The organism is Sulfurimonas sp. (assembly GCF_047622445.1).
Classification (GTDB): domain Bacteria; phylum Campylobacterota; class Campylobacteria; order Campylobacterales; family Sulfurimonadaceae; genus Sulfurimonas.
Window position 1 is genome coordinate 1 of sequence record NZ_JBLHOE010000069.1, and the last position, 18,000, is coordinate 18,000.

The following is an 18,000-nucleotide window of genomic DNA, read 5'->3' on the forward strand; positions in this document are numbered from 1 at the left end:
CTACATCCTGAAAATGCGAAAATAATAAACATGTTGGATAAAAATAATCTCATACTTTTCCTTGTCTGTAAAATAAGTAGCTATCCCCATAGTTACTCAGTATGAGGAAATCTTTATCTTCATTATGATTAGCCATATTAGCACGTTTAAAAGAACGTTTAAGAAGTGACAATATGTTCCAAGGATTCTTTTATAGTTTTATATTTAAATGTATATCCTGCATCTGTAATTGCTTTTGGATAAATTTCTTTTGAGCCAGTAAGAACACTAGCACCTTCACCAAAAAGCATGTGCAAAACAAAGCTAGGAAGTGGTAAAAATGTAGGACGGTGAAGTACCCCTCCTAATATTTTTGTAAACTCATGATTAGGGACAGGATTTGGTGAAGTAGCATTGAAAATACCTGTTAGCTTGTGCTCAATTATATACGAATAGATTCCTAGTAAATCTTCGATATCAATCCAGCTCATCATCATCTCTCCATTACTAATGTTTCCACCTAATCCCATTTTAAAAGGAGTAAGCATCGAAGAGAGAGCACCACCATCTTTACCTAAAATCACACCAAAACGTAATATGGTGGTTGGCTTGTTACACTTAAGGGCTTGCCCTTCCCACTCTTGTGCAAGTTCTCCTAAGAAATCATCTCCATATCCTTCAAAACTCTCATCGTACGCTTTATTATCAGGATATGCCCCAATAGCTGATGTGGAGATAAAATGCTTTACTTCACTTTTATTAACAGCGTTTACAAGTTTTTTTGTTGTTTCTACTCTACTTACTATAAGTACATTTTTATATGCTTCACTCCAACGCTTTATGATTGGTGCTCCTGCGAGGTTAATAACTACATCAACACCTTGAAGTTTTTCTAAAATGCTTTTTTCATTATCTTTACGTGTTATTATTATTGTTTCATCAAATGCCTTTTGTAAGTGTAAACCTACAAATCCACTGGCTCCGGTAAGTGCTATTTTCATTATATTCCTCCGTATTATCTATGTATTCTATCATTTACTGTAGAATTTTGGTATATTAATTTTGTTGTTTCATATACTAAAGCTAGTTTAAACACCCAATATAAAAATTTTAAATGAACTAATATAAAGAACATACAAAGTTTCTAAAAGATACTATAAACTTTCTTTTAAACTAGATACAAAATTTAAGTAAATTATACAAGGACATATTTTGACTTTAAAAAGTTTTTTATGGGACTATGGTGAAGTTGTTCCCGGATACGATATCAGAGTTATTAACGAAAGGGAGGCCAGAGCAGCAGCTGGAATACTTGCAATGCTTGGGACAATTATCATTTTTGTTGGTATAGGGTTTAACCATATTATGGTTGCGAGAATCTATATAGGATTTTTATGGTTTGATTTTGTAGCAAGAGTTTTTAACCCAAGCTATTCTCCCTCTTTACTCTTAGGAAGAATGTTTGTTCGAAATCAGACACCTGAATATGTAGGTGCTCTTCAAAAACGCTTTGCTTGGACTATTGGTTGGGCTATCTCTTTTCCTATGGTCTACTGGTTTGTACTCCAATGGGATATCACTTTTTACAAAGTTTTAATCTGTGTACTATGTATAAGCTTGATGTTTTTAGAAAGTGCATTTTCTATATGTTTAGGCTGTATGATATATAAAGCAATTTTCAAAGACAACCCTCAACTTTGTCCCGGAGGAGCATGTGAAATACGAAAAAAAGACCCAATACAAATGTTTAATCCCCTACAAAAAGGAATTGTGGCTCTGGCCATAACCGGGATTTTTGTTGGAACTTACTTTTTTCTTGTTAAAACAGAATCTAAAACATTTTTTGGTGTATTTTTACATGATACGGTTTTAACAAAAGCACAATTAGTAAAAGAAAAAGAAGATGCATTTCAAAAAGCAGCAGACAAAGAGTTTGCAGATGATGACTAAAATTCCTGATAACGTAAAGGTAATTGAACACCTTATGCAGTAGTCCCATCAAAAGCACTCTTCTTGGAGTGAAGGACTATCGTTATGGAGGTATTAGCGAGTAATGTTACAAGCTACAAAATATTAAAGTCCTATAAATAGATCTTAACCATAGTATTATCGAAATCATACTACAATCCCATTATGAATATAAACGAAAAATATGACCTTATTGTTGTTGGATCTGGTGCGGCTGGGATTATCTCTGCCATAGTTGCAGCACGCAACAATAAACGTGTTTTACTTTTAGAAAAGCTCTCACAAATCGCTTCTAAACTCAAGGCAACTGGTGGTGGTCGTTGTAACCTAACAAATACCCTAAGTAATGAAGACTTCATGGCCAAATTTGGACGAGATGGTCGTTTTATGCAAGATGCTCTCAAAGACTTTGACCATAAAGCACTCATCACTTTTTTCGATGCAATAGGTGTAGATACTCATGCCCCTGATGGATTTAGAGTTTTTCCAACATCACACTCATCTGTAACCATTATAAAAGCCCTTCATGATGAGATGATGAGACTAAATATTGATATTTTATGTAATCAAAAAGTCCAAGAGCTCTTGTATGAAAACTCTCAAGTTATCGGTCTTAAAACTAATACAGATACATTTACTTCACCACATATCATCTTAGCAACTGGTGGTCTTGGATATCCAGTTTTAGGTGCAGAAGGAGATGGTTTTAGTATAGCTTCACAACTAGGGCATAAAGTAACCGAACTTTACCCAGCCATGATGCCACTTAAAACTAAAGAGACGTGGGTAACCCATTGTCGTGCAGACACCATTGCCAAAGTAGAACTTAAGGTTGATTTAAAGAAGCATAAAAAACTACGAGCAAAAGGTGACCTTATTTTTACAAAAACAGGAATACGTGGGCCAGTTGTTCTAGACTTTGCTCGTGAAGTAACACCCCTACTCTCAAAATATGGTGAAGTCCCTCTTCTTCTTAACCTTACCAAAGGGATGAACGAAGAAGAGATAAGAGAATATTTAAAAGATGAATTTTTAAAAAAACCACAAGAAAGTATTCTAACAATTTTAAAAACTTTACTTCCAGAAGCACTTTCTATAGAATTATGTAAACTTGCCAACATCAATCAAGAGAGTAAGAATAAAGAGCTTGAAGGTAAAAATAAAGCGGACCTTATCCAACTCTTAGCCTGGACACCTTTAACCATTACAGGACATGATGGATTCAGAATGGCTATGATTACCAGAGGTGGAATCAACCTTAAAGAAATAAATCCAAAAACCATGCAAAGTAAAATCATGAATGGACTTTATTTCTGCGGTGAAATCATGAATCTTGATGGACCTTGTGGTGGCTATAACCTTCAGTGGAGTTTTGCTAGTGGAAATTTAGCTGGAAAACTATTAGAATAAGCTTTTTTGTAGCTTATCAATCAAATTTCATCTGCGTCTTTTAAAAACTTATTAGATCCTTTTACTATGTTTAGTTTGATAGTCTTAATGTACAATACGTTAAATTTTTTTCAGTAAATGGAGTAGTAAATGGCTATAGACAATACATTATATGATTCACTAGAAAATACATACATTAATATACAAGACTATTTTAATAATAATAAGCTTGGTCCAGAACATTCGGCAATGATAGTAAAACATGAAGAATTAGCTGATTTGTTAGAGAGGTTAGATATCGAAGCTATTGAAGAGCAGTCAACTGATATAAACACTCTACATGAGCAGCTTAACGATATAAAAGAAGTTTCTAACAAGATTCTTGAAGATCTTAATGACGTTGTTGATTCTGTTGCTACTGCAGCTAAAGTTGTTAGTGGATTAGATAAAGTATTTTCAAAAATCACTCATCTAATTGTATAGAAAGAGTCATGGTGTTTTTTGATGAAATAAATATTTCAGAAATTAGTATAGAAAATTTATTTAAAATATAAGGAAATAGTAATGAGTGAAGATAATAATGGTTTTTTAAAAAGAGCAGATGCACATATAGCTCTTGCAAACGAACAGCTAAGTAATGAAGTAACCCAGGGTGAAGCAAGCGCCTCATTCACGTATGGAGCTGCTAGATTTAATGCATGGATGGCTGCTTCTTCAGTTGAATCAGCCCAAGATTTACTTAAAGATAAAGACGAAATAGTAGAATATTTTCTTAAAGAGTATAAATTAGCGTTAGAAGAACATTTAAGTCATCATATAGAAAATTTTAATTTTAGCTAGAATTAAACCTCAAATATGACATATTTTGGCTTAATAAAAAAAGTTAAAAAGTCTAGATATGCAATAATTCAAAATTACATCAACTAGCCCCACCACATAAGTTTTCTCCTAAGCTTGGAGAATTAGATCGAGTGTATTTAAAATATCTAATTGCTGAAATGACTTGTGCTATCACTATGAAAAAAAGACTTAATAGTAAATTCTACCTCATAGAATATAAATAATTACAAAACACCTAACTTACAGCTTCTAGTAAAAGTTTAAGTAATTTTATATGGTCAATCATGGATATTTATAGTTCATTATTGGAACAATTTATATAACTTTAGAAAAAACAATATAACAGTACACAATGATTGAGAAGAGACTGCAATCTAAGTTTTAACTTATACTAGTGAAGTAAAACAAAGTCAAGATAGAACTGGACTTGGATTACATATGTCGAAAACTATCATTGAAACACATTATATGGGATCATTAACTGCTACGAATACAGATAAGGGAGTGATATACTTAAGATCTATAAAAAAGTAACATTTACTTTTAATTTGATGCATTAATCATAACAAAAAATATAATAATGAATTTTATGTGATATAATATTTGATGCATGAATTACTTAAAGATATAAAAGATTTTTCTAAAGATATAACGATTTTATATGTAGAAGACAATGCTGGGTTACGAAAGAATATGTCGAAATTTTTCAGTCGGGTTTTTGATAATGTGTTATTTGCTTGCGATGGTGAAGATGGTTATAAAAATTTTCTAGTAAACAGATCACAAATTGTTATTACTGATGTTAATATGCCGAAATCTAATGGTTTTCAAATGATTAAAAAAATTAAAGCCATAGATCTAGATGTTAAAATCATAATTTTATCAGCACACGATGAGAAGAAACATTTACATATAGCTATTGACCTTGGTGTTTTTAGTTATCTTCATAAACCAGCTAAACTTCCTGAGCTTATACAAGCCCTTCATAGTTCTGTTATTGCTATTAGAGAAGAAGAAAATCGTCGTATTTTTTTAAGTCAAATGCAAAATATTTTTAATTACCAGAATAATTTGGTAGTGATGATGCATGATGGGAATTTTACACTTTCAAATCAGCGTTTTTTAGAATTTTTTGGAGTAGATGATTTAGAAGACTTTAGAGAAAAATTTCCAAAATTAAATGAAATATTTTTAGAACACAATGAGTTTTTATCTAGTAACACCTCTACTTCTTGGCAAAATATAGTAGTGAAAAATCCAGGAATACTTTTTCATATAAAAGTTAAAAATCATAAAGGAGAAATGCGACATTTAATTTTAAAATCAAGAGAAATTCCAGAGAAGGATGGTTATTGTGTATTGTCTTTTGATGATGTAACAGAGTTAAACTTAATGGTTCTTTTTGATAAAAAAACAGCTATGGGTGACGCAGCTCTTAAAGATAAAAAATCAATCCTTGCATTCTTTAAACTCATAAAAGAAAACTCAGCAAAGGTTAAAATACACAATTTCTATAGAGGTTTAACTATTGTAAATCCTGCCGTTGTATTGGGTTTTACAGAAGAAGGAGTAACACTCAGAACAGCCTTTTCGCAACTAAAAATAGTTAAACTAAAAAAATTCATGACAATAAGCTCTCGAGTGTTTCCTCAAAATATTGTATGTAAATCTATTAAACGCATAGATGCAGACAACCAAAGTATCACAATAAACGATATGTCGTTTTCAGCTACTACTTCCGCAGATAGAAAGTATATACGATTAGAACCAGATGAGGATCATAGATGTACACTATTTTACAAAGATATTAAATTTTCGGGGGATGTGAGTATTTTTGATATATCAGAAGTATCAGTAAAACTTAAGATTAATGCACTTCCTGCAGGTTTATATATAGAGGCAGATATTAAAATATCTATAAATATTACCTTACATTCTAAACCAATCTCTATTCTAACTAATGCAAAAGTTTATAGAATAGATGAAAGTATTCATAATTATTATGTAGTTGCATTATTCGAACTTGAAACAAAAGATCGAGATAATATTAAAAGTTACCTTGTTGATCGTCAAATGACTCTTATCCGTGAATTTAGAAAAATAAATATACTTTAAATAGTTATACACAGGAGTAAAAAGAATGGGATTTAATTCATTATCTATAAAAGCTAAATTGACTCTAGGGTTTACACTTATTACTTTATTAAGTATTACTATTACTTCATATAGTATTGTAAAATACAAACAAAACACGACCTTACTTGAAAAGATGTTTAAACATCCCTATACGGTTAGTAATGCTGTTAAAAATGTGTATATAGATATATTAGCTATGCATCTACTACTTCATTCAACTTTAGATGGGGCAAGTAAAGAGAACCTCAATACAAGTAAAAAGAAAATATATGCATATAATAAAAAAATACGTCAGAATTTTAAAATAATTTTAGAAAAATACTTAGGTTCAAAGAATGATCTAAAAGAGATACTTGATCATTATCAAACATTCTACTTTATTCATGTTGATATCCTTGAAATATTAAATAAAAATGAAAATGAAAATGAAACTAAAAAAATAAACATATTAATAGATCAAGAAAATATAGCTATGCATACAATAGATAGAAAAATAGATATTTTGAGTAAATTTGCAGATAATAAAGCACATGAGTTCTTTGAAAATGCGCATAACAATGAGAAAATAACAATATTGTATTTAGTGCTATTCCTTTGTATTGCTGTACTTTTAAGTATAGTCATTACATTTTATACAATTAGGTCTATAGTCAAACCTATTGATGATTTAGTAGATGCTACAGATAAAATTATTAATGGTAAAATACTTTTACATAATGTACAAATAAGTACAGATATTAACTTTGAAAAGAATGAAATTGGTAAACTATTTCATTCCTTTAACACTCTCATGAGTCACCTTCTTCTTCCATATAAAGATATACTGCAAACTCATGGCGCTTTAGCTGAAAGAACTCATGAAGTTCAAAGACTTTTATACTCTTTTGATTCTTATGTTATTGCATCAAAAACAGATTTAAATGGAAAAATCATTTATGCTAGTAAAGCTTTTTTAGTAAACTCAGGTTACACAAAAGAGGAACTTTTAGGAAAAAGCCATAAACTGACTCATCATCCAGATATGCCTAAGGAAGTATTTAAAAAATTATGGGCAACGATTAAAAGTGGAGCCACTTGGAATGGTGAATTAAAAAACAAAAGGAAAGATGGGACATTTTTTTGGATAAATTCAGTTATTTCACCAGATATAAATACATCAGGTGATATTATTGGTTATAACGCCATAAGTGAAAATATTACAAGTAAAAAGGCGTATGAAGCGTTATCTCAAACATTAGAAAACCGTGTGAATAATGAGATGAAGAAAAATGATGAAAAAACAACACATATGATTCAACAATCTCGTCTAGCTCAAATGGGTGAAATGATAAGTATGATTGCACATCAATGGCGTCAACCATTAGCATCTATTTCAGCAATATCAAATACATTAATGCTTGATATCATCATGCAAAACTATAAAGAAGAGTTCTTTGCCGAACGACTAGAATCCATAGGAGAATTATCCCAACATCTTTCAAGTACTATTGATGATTTTAGAAACTTCTTTAAAGATAATAAAAACATAGAAGATGCTTCGCTAGCATATGTTATTAATGAGTGTCTAGAAATTATTTCTTCATCATTAGAGCATGCTGATATAAATATACGTGTAGATGTTGATGAGGAAATTATGGTACATACTTATTTAAATGAATTTAAACAAGTTATCCTAAACATCCTTAAAAATGCTGAAGATATTTTCATTGATAAAAAAATAGATAAAGCCCAAATTTCAATCAAAGCTTATGAAAAAGATTCTATGCTCTATCTTTTCATAGAAGATAATGCTGGTGGAATACCTACTGATATCATAGATAAAGTTTTTGATCCTTACTTCAGTACAAAAAAACAAAAAGATGGTACTGGTCTTGGTTTATATATGTCTAAAACAATTATTGAAGAACATTGTGAGGGAAAGATTATAGTTTTAAATACTGATTTAGGTGTTTCATTTAACATTGAATTACCATCAATAACAAAGGAAAGTAAATCATGAGTTATTCTATACAAGAGATATTGTCATATACAAGTTCAATCCGTTTACTATATGTGGAAGACAATGAAGATACTCGACGATTTACCTTAGAATTGTTGAGTCGATTTTTTAAGGATATTTCGGTTGCAATACATGGAAAAGAAGGATTAGAACTCTTTAAGAATGAGTCATATGACTTAATTCTAAGTGATATTACTATGCCTATAATGGATGGGTTAGAGATGAGTGCAAAGATACGAGAAATAGATAAAACGGTGCCTATCATTATCCTTTCAGCACATAATGAAACTCATTATACAGAGTCTGCATCTAACATTAACATAACCGAATATTTGGAAAAACCACTTGATATCTCTGAACTTATAAATACTTTAAATAAGATAATTCGAATACAAGAAGAGAGAATATTATTATGAATCAAGTAAGAACAGCCATTTTTATTGAAGATAGTAAAACAAGCTACCTTCATCTACAAAGTATGGTTGCCGCATTAGATTATGATTTATATCAACAAATAAACTTTAAAGAGGTTCTTGAATTTATTAAAAATAATAAAGAGCCTAGCATTGCAATTGTTTCTTTAGACTTAATAAGCAATGAGGTAGAAAAAATAATTAACTTATTAACTAAATCAAATATTCCAATTATTCTACTTAGCGGTCTTGAGGATAAAGAGCTTAAACAAAAGTTTATAAAAAAGGATGTTCTTGACTATATAGACAAAGAATCTAGTGATTACTTTAAGAATATAGTTATTTTATTAAAACGACTAGATACAAATATAAATAATACTATATTAGTTATAGATGACTCTTCCGTATACAGACAACTAATTTCACAGCTCTTACTTCGACATAAATTTAATGTGCTTGAAGCTGAAGATGGAAAAGATGCACTTGCTATTTTAAAAAAGAATCCAAATATAGAGCTAATTGTTACTGATTATGAGATGCCTAATGTAGACGGTCTTGAACTTATTAAAAATGTGCGTAAAGAGTATTCTGTTGAAAAACTACCAATTATTGTTATATCAGCATTGGATAAAAGCTCTGTAATTGTTGATTGTATTAAAAGTGGTGCTAATGACTATTTACGCAAACCTTTTGCACACCAGGAGTTTTACTCTCGTGTATATTTAACTCTTTCCTATAAAGAAAACCTAACTTTGGTTGAAGAACAAAAAACAATATATGAAACTTTATTTCATAAATCTTCCAATGCGATTTTATTGATGGATGAAGACAAGTTTATAGACTGTAATGAAGCAGCGGTTAAATTACTTGAGGTTCCATCAAAAGATGACATTATCGGGAAGTTCTATACTCAATTTTCTCCTGAATTACAACCAGATGGTACTTCTTCTATTGTAAAAGGAGAGCAACTTATCCAAAATAGTTTTGAGCGCTTTGAATGGCAGTATCTTCTTCCTAATGGAAAGTATATTTGGGTTGATGTATTGCGTACTCCTATAGTTGTTAATTCAAAGAAACTTACCCACGTAGTTTTACATGATATTTCTACTATGAAAAAGCTTGAAACTGATCTTGCGTTACTAAATAAGTCACTGGAAAAAAGAATTGAAGAAGAGATTCAAAAAAACACTCTTCAAACAACATATATATTACAACAATCTCGTTTAGCTCAAATGGGAGAAATGATTAGTATGATAGCACATCAATGGCGTCAGCCCCTTTCATCAATATCAGCAATATCGAGTACTTTAAGTTTAGATGTAATGATGGATAAGTATGAAAGTGATTTTTTTGAAGAAAGATTACAAAGTATAAATGAATTATCTCAACATTTGTCTTCAACTATAAATGACTTTAGAGGTTTTTTCAAAGAAGATAAAACGAGAGAAGAAACAACAATTGGAACTCTAGTCGAAGGGACTCTTCAAATTATCGGCAGTACACTTCAAAAACAATCAGTAAAAGTTGAAAGTGATATAAAAGATAATGATACAATATTTACTTACGTGAATGAAGTGAAACAGGTTATTTTAAATATATTAAAAAATGCAGAAGATGCATTGACGGGAAATAACACTTCAAAAGGAACTATTTGGATAGTTGGCTACATAGAGGATGATTATGCTTGCATCAGTATAGAAGACAATGCTGGCGGAATTACTGAGGATAACATTATACATATTTTTGATCCATATTTTAGTACGAAAAAAGAAAAAGATGGGACAGGCTTAGGTTTATATATGTCTAAAACAATTATTGAAGAACACTGTAAAGGTAAACTTATAATTCATAATAACAAAGATGGTGCAATGTTTACGATTAAACTACCACTTATACTGGAGTCTTAAATGAAGAGAGAAATAGAACAGTGCATGGAATATTCTAAAAAATTAAATATACTTTATGTTGAAGATAATCTAAATGCTAGAACTTTTACCTTAGACATATTAAAACGTTTTTTTAATAATATTTCGATAGCGAAGGACGGTAAAGAAGGTTTAAAAATCTTTAAAAATTCTAAATTTGATTTAGTTCTAACAGATATAAATATGCCAAACATGAATGGTCTTGAAATGGCCAAAGCGATAAAAGCTATAGATAATTCAACGGTTATACTTATCCTTTCAGCCCACAATGAAACAGAATATTTTATTTCAAGTATAAAGTTAGGGATTGATGGATTTTTACTTAAACCTATAGAATTAACTCAATTTATTGATACCTTAAACAAAGTAGTAGAAAAAATACATTTAAAAAAAGAACTACAACTTTATCAATTTGAGTTAGAAGAGTCAAATGAAAATCTTGAAAAGAAAGTTCAAGAACGTATAGCAGCACTCGAGTATAGACTTTTTCATGACCAGTTGACTGAATTAGGGAATCATGAACTTATGATGGAGAAAATTGGTAAAACAAGGTATGAAACAATTATTTTAATAGATATAAATGGATTTCAAAAGTTTAACGACCTATATGGATTAAATGCTGGGAATACTATTTTAAAAGAATTTTCCATGTTTCTTGATAGTATTAACCAAGATGAAAGATACTCTTTATATAGAATTTACGGTGATGTATTTGTAATGTTGTCATCTTCAAATACAGAGGAAAATAAATGCTACAAAGAAGATTTAAAAGACTTTTTTACTTCACTTAAGGCACTAAAGATATACCTAGAAGAAATTGAAGATGAAGTAGATTTAGAAGTAACGATTGGTATTAGCTTTGAGAAAGAAAAATCATTTATTAAAGCAGGTATGGCATTAAAGCATGCAAAAAAAGAAAATAAACATTTTTTAGTCTATACAGAAAAAATTGATAACTCAAAACAACTTGTTAATGATATGTATTGGAAAAAAGAGATTAAAACAGCAATTGAGAACAATGGGATAATACCTGTTTTTCAGGGTATAGTAGATATCAACGGTCAGGTGGTAAAGTACGAAACACTTATGCGCCTTATACAGTATAAAGAAAATAAAGAAGAATTAATTCCACCTTTATTTTTCTTAGCAGCTTCAGTTAAAACCAAACAGTATGACAAGCTAACTAAAATTATGATTGAAAAAAGTTTTCAATTTATGAGTGATAAAACTGTTGATTTTTCTATTAACCTATCGTTTGAAGATTTCGCAGACCCACATAGAGTTGAGTACATACATAATAAAATACTACAGTATGGAGTTGGAAAGAGATTAATAATGGAAGTCTTAGAGAGTGAGGTGGTAAGTGACTATGAAATGGTTACTGATATCCTCAATAGCTTTAGAAAATATGGTGTAAGAGTTGCAATAGATGATTTTGGTTCAGGGTTTTCAAACTTTGAACACATTTTGAAGCTTAATCCTGATTATATTAAAATAGATTCTTCCCTGATAAAAAATATTTTGACAGAAGAAAAACCTTTTACCCTAGTAAAAGCAATTGCTGAATTTTCAAAAAAACTTGGTATAAAAGTGATAGCAGAACATGTGAGTTCAAAAGAAATTTTTGATATATTAAAAGAATTATCTATAGATGAGTATCAAGGGTATCATTTTTCAGTTCCATCAAAAAGTCTGGAGTTAATTAAAGATGTATAATATTGAGGACATTAATCAGTTTAAAAATATGTGTAGTAACATATCTATACTTATGCTAGATGATGAAGTCATGATTACTGATTCTTACCGGGATGTAGCAAGTCGTTTTTATAACAATGTTGCAATCTCAAATAATCCAAAAGAAGTTTTAGAAAACTATGAAGTAGGTAAGTATGATATTATTTATACAGATTTAAATATGCCTCAAATGAATGGAGTGGATTTAATTCATGCTATAAAGCAAATTGATCATAAACAAAAGTTTATTATTATTTCTGCCAGTGATGAATCAGATAAACTTCTTGAACTACTTTCACTAAATATCTCGGCATTTCTTGTAAAACCATTTAACCTTAATAGATTTATTGAAGTGAGTATAGAACAAGTTTCAATAATCCTGCAGTCAAGATTAATGAAAAAAGAGACCTTAGAGTTACAAAAAGAGCTCAAAGACATTACTAAAGAAAAAAAAGAACAAGAAATGATGTTAATTCAGCAATCTAAATTAGCACAAACTGGTGAAATGATATCTATGATTGCACATCAATGGCGTCAACCACTTTCTTCTATGACAACTCTCATTGCAGGTCTCAGGACAAGACTAGAACTTGGTATATATGAAAAACAAGATAATCCATTTGAAGTAATTAGCTCTGATTTATACAAAGCCTTTGACAAGATGGAGGCTTCAGCTACTTTTCTTTCTAAGACTATCAATGACTTTAGAAACTTTTACCGTCCTAGTAATGAAAAAAATAGATTTAATATTTATGAAGCAATAAGTAGTGTTTTTGCAATGTTAAATCTCCATAGCAGTATTAGGGTCAATATAACATGTTCTTCAAAAGAGGAAAGTAATGTTGAGACTTTTGAAGGTGAACTCAAGCAAGTGTTTATGAGTATTATAAATAATGCAGTGGATGCTTTAGTAGAAAAAAAAATAAGCAATCCAAATATACTTGTTTCAATACTAATAGAAGAAGAAAAAATTCTTATCTCTATAGCAGACAATGCAGGTGGGATTCCAGGTACAATTATTGATAATATATTTTTGCCTTATTTCTCAACAAAAAGTAAAAAAAATGGTACAGGTCTTGGTCTTCATATGGCAAAAACTATTATTGAAGAACATATAAAAGGTACGCTAAAGGTAGAAAATTCTAATGACTCGCAAGGGGCTGAATTTATTATTAGTATACCAAAATACACAGATAAGGATATATGATGCACAGCTCAAAAAATTTACTAGAGTATTCTTCTAACCTAAATATTTTATACGTTGAAGATGATAAGATGCTTATGGAAGAAACAGCATTTTTATTAGAAGCTTTTTTTAAAAATATAGATACGGCATACGATGGTTTAGATGGATTAAATAAATATAATAATTCTTTATATGATATTGTAATTACAGATATCAATATGCCCAATATGAATGGAATTGAGATGATTTCTAAAATTAAAGAAATAAATCCTGAACAAAAAATTATTGCAATTTCTGCACATAATGAGTCAGATATATTGATAAATCTTATACAATCTGGTGTAAATAGTTTTGTATTGAAACCAATTATTCAAAAAGAAGTAATCAACTCACTTTACCCTGTATGTAGAGATGCTTATACTCAAATATTAAATATTGAGTTAGTTAATCAATTAAATGAAAAAAATGAAATTCTGATGGAACAAATTAACAGCTTACAATCTAAAGAAAATACAATAATAATCAAACACCAACAAATTGAAAAACTTTTACAAAAGGATACTACTAAGGAAAAAGCAAATAACACAATAGTAGCTAACTATTTTGAAGAAGATGTTTCAGAGAATGAAGAAAATGTAATATTTTTACAAGATCATGCAGATGATATATTAGATTATCTCCAAGAAATTACACATAAAATTTTATCTGTAATTGATAATAAATCACGTACTGAAATCCTTTATATAGCAAGTGTTTTCTCTAAAATATCATCCATCCTTATACATTATTCTCCTTACTTAGATAGTTTATCAGGTGCTTTTGCTGAATTATCTAGCGCACTTCAAGAAAATACAGATGATTTTATAGCTGTATTGGAGCAAGATAGTGATGGTACTTTAATACTTTTTGATGCTATAAATTCTGATATGGAACGATATATAAGTCGTTTTAGCAAAGAGAGTATGGCTATGAAAAATGCCCATCATATTCATGAGCCAACTGTACTAAGCATTAGACAAATCATCTCTTTTTTTGTTCCAGATCAGTTCGAAGATTCTGACATAGAATTTTTTTAAAGAAGCGTTAGAAAGCTTGTAAAGTACAATATAGAGGAATAGAGACAAAAGATAGAAGAGCATATCATGATTAATAAAAAAAAATAAGCAAACTTGTTTTACTGATCTTGAAAAAGGAATACATTACAGTATGAGATGTTTCCTCAACTTAGTATCTTTTTTCAGCGAAATTGTGTCAGAATATACTAAGTGATTTAGAAATAAAAGGTAGGTTTACACAGTTAGCTTTACACTCTCCTAAAATTTAGAAAAACTACCTACACCATTATTATCAAGTATGTCTTGTGTTATTTCAGCTAATGTATAGCTAGTATATTCTTCATCTTCATCCAATAGTTCCATATTGTCAATTGCATTTTCTCTTCTTTCTTCATCTATAAATTCTTCTACTATGTCAAAGTAATTCTGCCACTTTGCTTTTATAGCTTCTATGTTTCCATCTCCATATATAGCTCCATTTTGTATAATCTCATTTAGTTTAAAAACATATTCTTTCATCATAGATTTTTTTACTTCAAATGCCGAGCCATATTTTTTAATCATCTCTTCTATATTAATGTCAATTCCATTATTAAACTTGTCTCTCAATTTTTATTTCCTTTAATCTTTCTTTAGTTATGAATAGAAAAGCTATTTTATAAACTTTTCAAATAAGTATTTACTATCTTCACCATTAATTGGATACTTAAAATCACACTTCAAAATATCTCTAAATTCATCTAAACTTTCAACTACAATTTCCTTCCTGTAATCAGAAAATATTTTATGGTACGTATTATTTCGAAGAGAGAGAATTTTATTATCTGAGATTGTAGATAAAAGCAAGTTATTTACAAAAACTGCATTTTTATTTTTTGATGAATAAAAGTTCCCAACTTCAAAATCCATTTCATTACAATTATGAAAATCGAATGAGTATAAAGTAAAATATTTATCATTTGAAATAGTTTGTAACTCAAAAGTTTCTGGATCAGTTTGTTTAATTATGTATGATGTATCTAAAATTGTTTTAGTTGCAATAGAACCGAACTTGATAGCTTGATTTGGAGACATAGATCCAAAACCTACATCAATAATATATCTCTCATCTTCATAAGTTAAAAGTGTTATACGATGAGTTTTTGGTACATCAATTTTTTGATTATTTAATACTCTACCAAAAAGTGGTGTTACATCAAATCCTAAGAATAGTAGGGCTTCATATATAAGTTTATTGTGTTCAAAACAATAACCACCTTCTTTATTATGAAGCATCTTCTCTGTAATGCTTGCTAAATCTAATATAATATCTCTATTTAGTAGAATAGGTATATTACAAAAAGGTAGTTTCTCAATGTGCTTTTTAATCAATCTATCAATATCAGATAAATTTTTGACCTCTAGCGTACTGTTAATTGTTTTTAAGTAGTTATTTATTAATTGCATATGAGATTATAATATAAAATTTATAACTTTAAATAGGTTGAATAACTTAAATAATTTTTGTACGCTTCTTCGTCATGTATTTTTATATGTGCGATATAATCAGCAGTTTCCTGAATCTTTCTTTTTATCTCTTGTTCTTGAGAGCTATTGACAGTGTCTACAAATTCTTTATAATTTTTTAACTTTATATTTTTAACCTCTGTCTTTGTCTCTTCATCTATTTTCATTACTAAGAATCGTTTATAGCCTTAGCGGTTTACTACAAGATATATAAGTGAACCTACTAAACTTACAGCCATCATTGAAAAGATTATAATACTTCTTTTTATATCTTTTCTCTCTCGTTCTCTTTTTTCTAGTTCATATTCGTTCTTAGCCATATTCTATCCTTTGATATTATTAATTTATCTAGTATTTATTTGCCTGTATAATTAACACCTGTGACATTTCCTACTTTACTTATAAATACATAAAGTGTTCGTCGTGATTTCTTTTTAATCTCTGAGTTTTCAAAAACGACTATCCAATCATCTATATAAGATTGATGTGTCTTTCCTATCTTGGTAATTGGCATAGAGTTCCAACTCTTAGCAATCTTTTTTTCTAAAATCAGTCTTTGGACTTCTCCTTTTGCTATTTTCTGAATAGATTTACTCTTTATTCCTGTATTATGACTACTATGGCTATGTCCATCACTAGCGTATAATGTTGTAAAACTTAGGGTAAGTAACGTAATTACTGCTTTAATTAATGTATTCATTATTATCCTTCTTTATAAATAACTATTTTTTGTTATCTTGAAAATAATTATGCCATAAATTACCTATACATAACTGTAATATTTATGATTTTTGTCTGAAGTTAATCGTAAATTTATTAAGAGTTTCTACTTCTCTCTTTCTATTGTCAAAGGCTAAAACACTGTTGAAAAGCTTGGATATCATCAGCCGTTAATGATAAATGATTAATTTGCTTTTTTTGGAGTTCTGGGTGCATTAATGCACCTTTGTTATCAATATGTTTAACTCCTACTAAGTGACCTATTTCATGAGCAAGAATAACTTTTAATAAATTAAGGTTTTCAAAGTCATATATCTCTATTTTCTCACTATCGATTTTTATATCTTGCTTAGTAATTGACTTTCCATCTTCAGTGTAAGTAGTATTTGTAGTTTGAATACGTTTTTTAGTTTTACCCTTAATCTCTTTATAACTCTTGGACAATCTTTCGATATCCCTTTGATAATGGTTATATCTACTAATGAGTGAGTTATATTGATTGACTTTATTTCTCAATGAGAGTGCTTTAGAATTAAATTGCCGTTTTTTTCTATCCAAAGCTCTTTTTCTCATTTTTATGTCTGATTGTTCTTTCGAGACATGACGTTTCATTGTTTCATAATCGTTCTTTGAAAGATTTCTAGATGAATTTTTTCTAGAGACATAACTATTTAACTGCTGTATATCTCTATTGAGGTTCTTATATTGACTTTCTAATTGTTTCTTTGTTGAATCCATAATTGTTTGTTGGTATGATTTGGACACTTTAATATCAGACATCCTCTTTTTCAATAATTCTGATTTTTTTTGATTTTGTACAATTTTTTTCTTTTTTTGAGAAGGTGGCATATATAAAATATCTATTGGTTTACCAACCTCTTGTGAGTAATCAAAAACGTTAAACCCCAGTTGCTTTTCAAATAGAATTTCTATTTCCTTGATAATCTCAATTAAATCCTCTTGTGATACTAAAGCACTATAACGTTTATCTATCTTGCCAACACTAACTGTTTCAACTTGAGCAAAAACTATAGCAACAACAATAAGTAGTAATAATATACTTTTCAAACATACACCTTGATTTACTAATTTTTAAAACTAAATCAGATGATAACAAAAATTGAATAATAGTAATCAAGAAATTTATATA

18 protein-coding genes are annotated in these 18,000 nt (G+C 29.4%); 11 read left to right on the forward strand and 7 right to left on the reverse strand.

The genetic code is table 11. From position 1 onward, the window contains the following. Positions 1-158 precede the first annotated feature (158 nt). Positions 159-980, reverse strand: coding sequence for a TIGR01777 family oxidoreductase (locus ACI9TV_RS13280; protein WP_415251298.1), 822 nt, complete (start codon positions 978-980; stop codon positions 159-161). Between the two features lie 211 nt (positions 981-1,191). Here ACI9TV_RS13280 and ACI9TV_RS13285 point away from each other — a divergent pair, with 211 nt between their 5' ends. From ACI9TV_RS13285 to ACI9TV_RS13335, 11 genes are all read left to right on the forward strand, one after another. Then, positions 1,192-1,929 (forward strand): DUF4395 domain-containing protein, encoded by a 738-nt coding sequence (locus ACI9TV_RS13285; RefSeq protein WP_415251299.1) that lies wholly within the window; start codon positions 1,192-1,194, stop codon positions 1,927-1,929. A gap of 183 nt (positions 1,930-2,112) precedes the next feature. Next, positions 2,113-3,357, forward strand: coding sequence for an NAD(P)/FAD-dependent oxidoreductase (locus ACI9TV_RS13290; RefSeq protein WP_415251300.1), 1,245 nt, complete (start codon positions 2,113-2,115; stop codon positions 3,355-3,357). Positions 3,358-3,486: 129 nt separating this feature from the next. Continuing rightward, entirely contained in the window at positions 3,487-3,819 is a 333-nt protein-coding gene (locus ACI9TV_RS13295) for a hypothetical protein (RefSeq protein ID WP_415251301.1), read from the forward strand. Between the two features lie 81 nt (positions 3,820-3,900). Then, on the forward strand, positions 3,901-4,176 hold the full coding sequence (locus ACI9TV_RS13300; RefSeq protein WP_415251302.1) for a DUF3144 domain-containing protein: 276 nt from the start codon (positions 3,901-3,903) through the stop codon (positions 4,174-4,176). 606 nt (positions 4,177-4,782) lie between these two features. Further along, complete coding sequence (locus ACI9TV_RS13305) at positions 4,783-6,291, forward strand: response regulator transcription factor (RefSeq protein WP_415251303.1); 1,509 nt, start codon at positions 4,783-4,785, stop codon at positions 6,289-6,291. A gap of 25 nt (positions 6,292-6,316) precedes the next feature. Next, entirely contained in the window at positions 6,317-8,311 is a 1,995-nt protein-coding gene (locus tag ACI9TV_RS13310; RefSeq protein ID WP_415251304.1) for a PAS domain S-box protein, read from the forward strand. Continuing rightward, the gene (locus tag ACI9TV_RS13315; protein WP_415251305.1) at positions 8,308-8,727 is read left to right on the forward strand and encodes a response regulator; all 420 of its coding nucleotides are present in this window, start codon (positions 8,308-8,310) and stop codon (positions 8,725-8,727) included. Before ACI9TV_RS13310 ends, ACI9TV_RS13315 begins: the two co-directional genes overlap by 4 nt. Then, on the forward strand, positions 8,724-10,631 hold the full coding sequence (locus tag ACI9TV_RS13320) for a response regulator (protein WP_415251306.1): 1,908 nt from the start codon (positions 8,724-8,726) through the stop codon (positions 10,629-10,631). Before ACI9TV_RS13315 ends, ACI9TV_RS13320 begins: the two co-directional genes overlap by 4 nt. Next, entirely contained in the window at positions 10,632-12,365 is a 1,734-nt protein-coding gene (locus tag ACI9TV_RS13325; protein ID WP_415251307.1) for an EAL domain-containing protein, read from the forward strand. After that, on the forward strand, positions 12,358-13,590 hold the full coding sequence (locus ACI9TV_RS13330; protein ID WP_415251308.1) for a sensor histidine kinase: 1,233 nt from the start codon (positions 12,358-12,360) through the stop codon (positions 13,588-13,590). The genes ACI9TV_RS13325 and ACI9TV_RS13330 overlap by 8 nt, the downstream gene beginning before the upstream one ends. After that, the gene (locus ACI9TV_RS13335; RefSeq protein ID WP_415251309.1) at positions 13,590-14,645 is read left to right on the forward strand and encodes a response regulator transcription factor; all 1,056 of its coding nucleotides are present in this window, start codon (positions 13,590-13,592) and stop codon (positions 14,643-14,645) included. The genes ACI9TV_RS13330 and ACI9TV_RS13335 overlap by 1 nt, the downstream gene beginning before the upstream one ends. Before the next feature lie 237 nt (positions 14,646-14,882). Here ACI9TV_RS13335 and ACI9TV_RS13340 read toward each other — a convergent pair whose 3' ends face one another. From ACI9TV_RS13340 to ACI9TV_RS13365, 6 genes are all read right to left on the reverse strand, one after another. Further along, positions 14,883-15,233, reverse strand: coding sequence for a hypothetical protein (locus tag ACI9TV_RS13340; protein WP_415251310.1), 351 nt, complete (start codon positions 15,231-15,233; stop codon positions 14,883-14,885). 42 nt (positions 15,234-15,275) lie between these two features. Next, positions 15,276-16,070, reverse strand: coding sequence for an arylamine N-acetyltransferase family protein (locus ACI9TV_RS13345; protein ID WP_415251311.1), 795 nt, complete (start codon positions 16,068-16,070; stop codon positions 15,276-15,278). Between the two features lie 20 nt (positions 16,071-16,090). After that, the gene (locus ACI9TV_RS13350; protein ID WP_415251312.1) at positions 16,091-16,297 is read right to left on the reverse strand and encodes a hypothetical protein; all 207 of its coding nucleotides are present in this window, start codon (positions 16,295-16,297) and stop codon (positions 16,091-16,093) included. A 21-nt stretch (positions 16,298-16,318) separates the two neighbouring features. Continuing rightward, positions 16,319-16,450 (reverse strand): hypothetical protein, encoded by a 132-nt coding sequence (locus ACI9TV_RS13355; protein ID WP_415251313.1) that lies wholly within the window; start codon positions 16,448-16,450, stop codon positions 16,319-16,321. Between the two features lie 35 nt (positions 16,451-16,485). After that, a complete protein-coding gene (locus ACI9TV_RS13360) occupies positions 16,486-16,830 on the reverse strand; it encodes a DUF6488 family protein (protein ID WP_415251314.1) in 345 nt (114 codons plus the stop codon). A 146-nt stretch (positions 16,831-16,976) separates the two neighbouring features. Continuing rightward, a complete protein-coding gene (locus ACI9TV_RS13365; RefSeq protein WP_415251315.1) occupies positions 16,977-17,918 on the reverse strand; it encodes a matrixin family metalloprotease in 942 nt (313 codons plus the stop codon). Between the last annotated feature and the right edge of the window lie 82 nt (positions 17,919-18,000).

Excerpts from the sequence above, each read along its gene's own strand:
- ACI9TV_RS13300 (WP_415251302.1), top strand. The coding sequence starts at position 3,901 with ATGAGTGAAGATAATAATGGTTTTTTAAAAAGAGCAGATGCACATATA.
- ACI9TV_RS13325 (WP_415251307.1), top strand. The coding sequence starts at position 10,632 with ATGAAGAGAGAAATAGAACAGTGCATGGAATATTCTAAAAAATTAAAT.
- ACI9TV_RS13295 (WP_415251301.1), top strand. The coding sequence starts at position 3,487 with ATGGCTATAGACAATACATTATATGATTCACTAGAAAATACATACATT.
- ACI9TV_RS13305 (WP_415251303.1), top strand. The coding sequence starts at position 4,783 with ATGCATGAATTACTTAAAGATATAAAAGATTTTTCTAAAGATATAACG.
- ACI9TV_RS13355 (WP_415251313.1), bottom strand. The coding sequence starts at position 16,450 with ATGGCTAAGAACGAATATGAACTAGAAAAAAGAGAACGAGAGAGAAAA.
- ACI9TV_RS13310 (WP_415251304.1), top strand. The coding sequence starts at position 6,317 with ATGGGATTTAATTCATTATCTATAAAAGCTAAATTGACTCTAGGGTTT.
- ACI9TV_RS13350 (WP_415251312.1), bottom strand. The coding sequence starts at position 16,297 with ATGAAAATAGATGAAGAGACAAAGACAGAGGTTAAAAATATAAAGTTA.
- ACI9TV_RS13330 (WP_415251308.1), top strand. The coding sequence starts at position 12,358 with ATGTATAATATTGAGGACATTAATCAGTTTAAAAATATGTGTAGTAAC.
- ACI9TV_RS13315 (WP_415251305.1), top strand. The coding sequence starts at position 8,308 with ATGAGTTATTCTATACAAGAGATATTGTCATATACAAGTTCAATCCGT.
- ACI9TV_RS13360 (WP_415251314.1), bottom strand. The coding sequence starts at position 16,830 with ATGAATACATTAATTAAAGCAGTAATTACGTTACTTACCCTAAGTTTT.
- ACI9TV_RS13320 (WP_415251306.1), top strand. The coding sequence starts at position 8,724 with ATGAATCAAGTAAGAACAGCCATTTTTATTGAAGATAGTAAAACAAGC.
- ACI9TV_RS13345 (WP_415251311.1), bottom strand. The coding sequence starts at position 16,070 with ATGCAATTAATAAATAACTACTTAAAAACAATTAACAGTACGCTAGAG.
- ACI9TV_RS13280 (WP_415251298.1), bottom strand. The coding sequence starts at position 980 with ATGAAAATAGCACTTACCGGAGCCAGTGGATTTGTAGGTTTACACTTA.
- ACI9TV_RS13290 (WP_415251300.1), top strand. The coding sequence starts at position 2,113 with ATGAATATAAACGAAAAATATGACCTTATTGTTGTTGGATCTGGTGCG.
- ACI9TV_RS13335 (WP_415251309.1), top strand. The coding sequence starts at position 13,590 with ATGCACAGCTCAAAAAATTTACTAGAGTATTCTTCTAACCTAAATATT.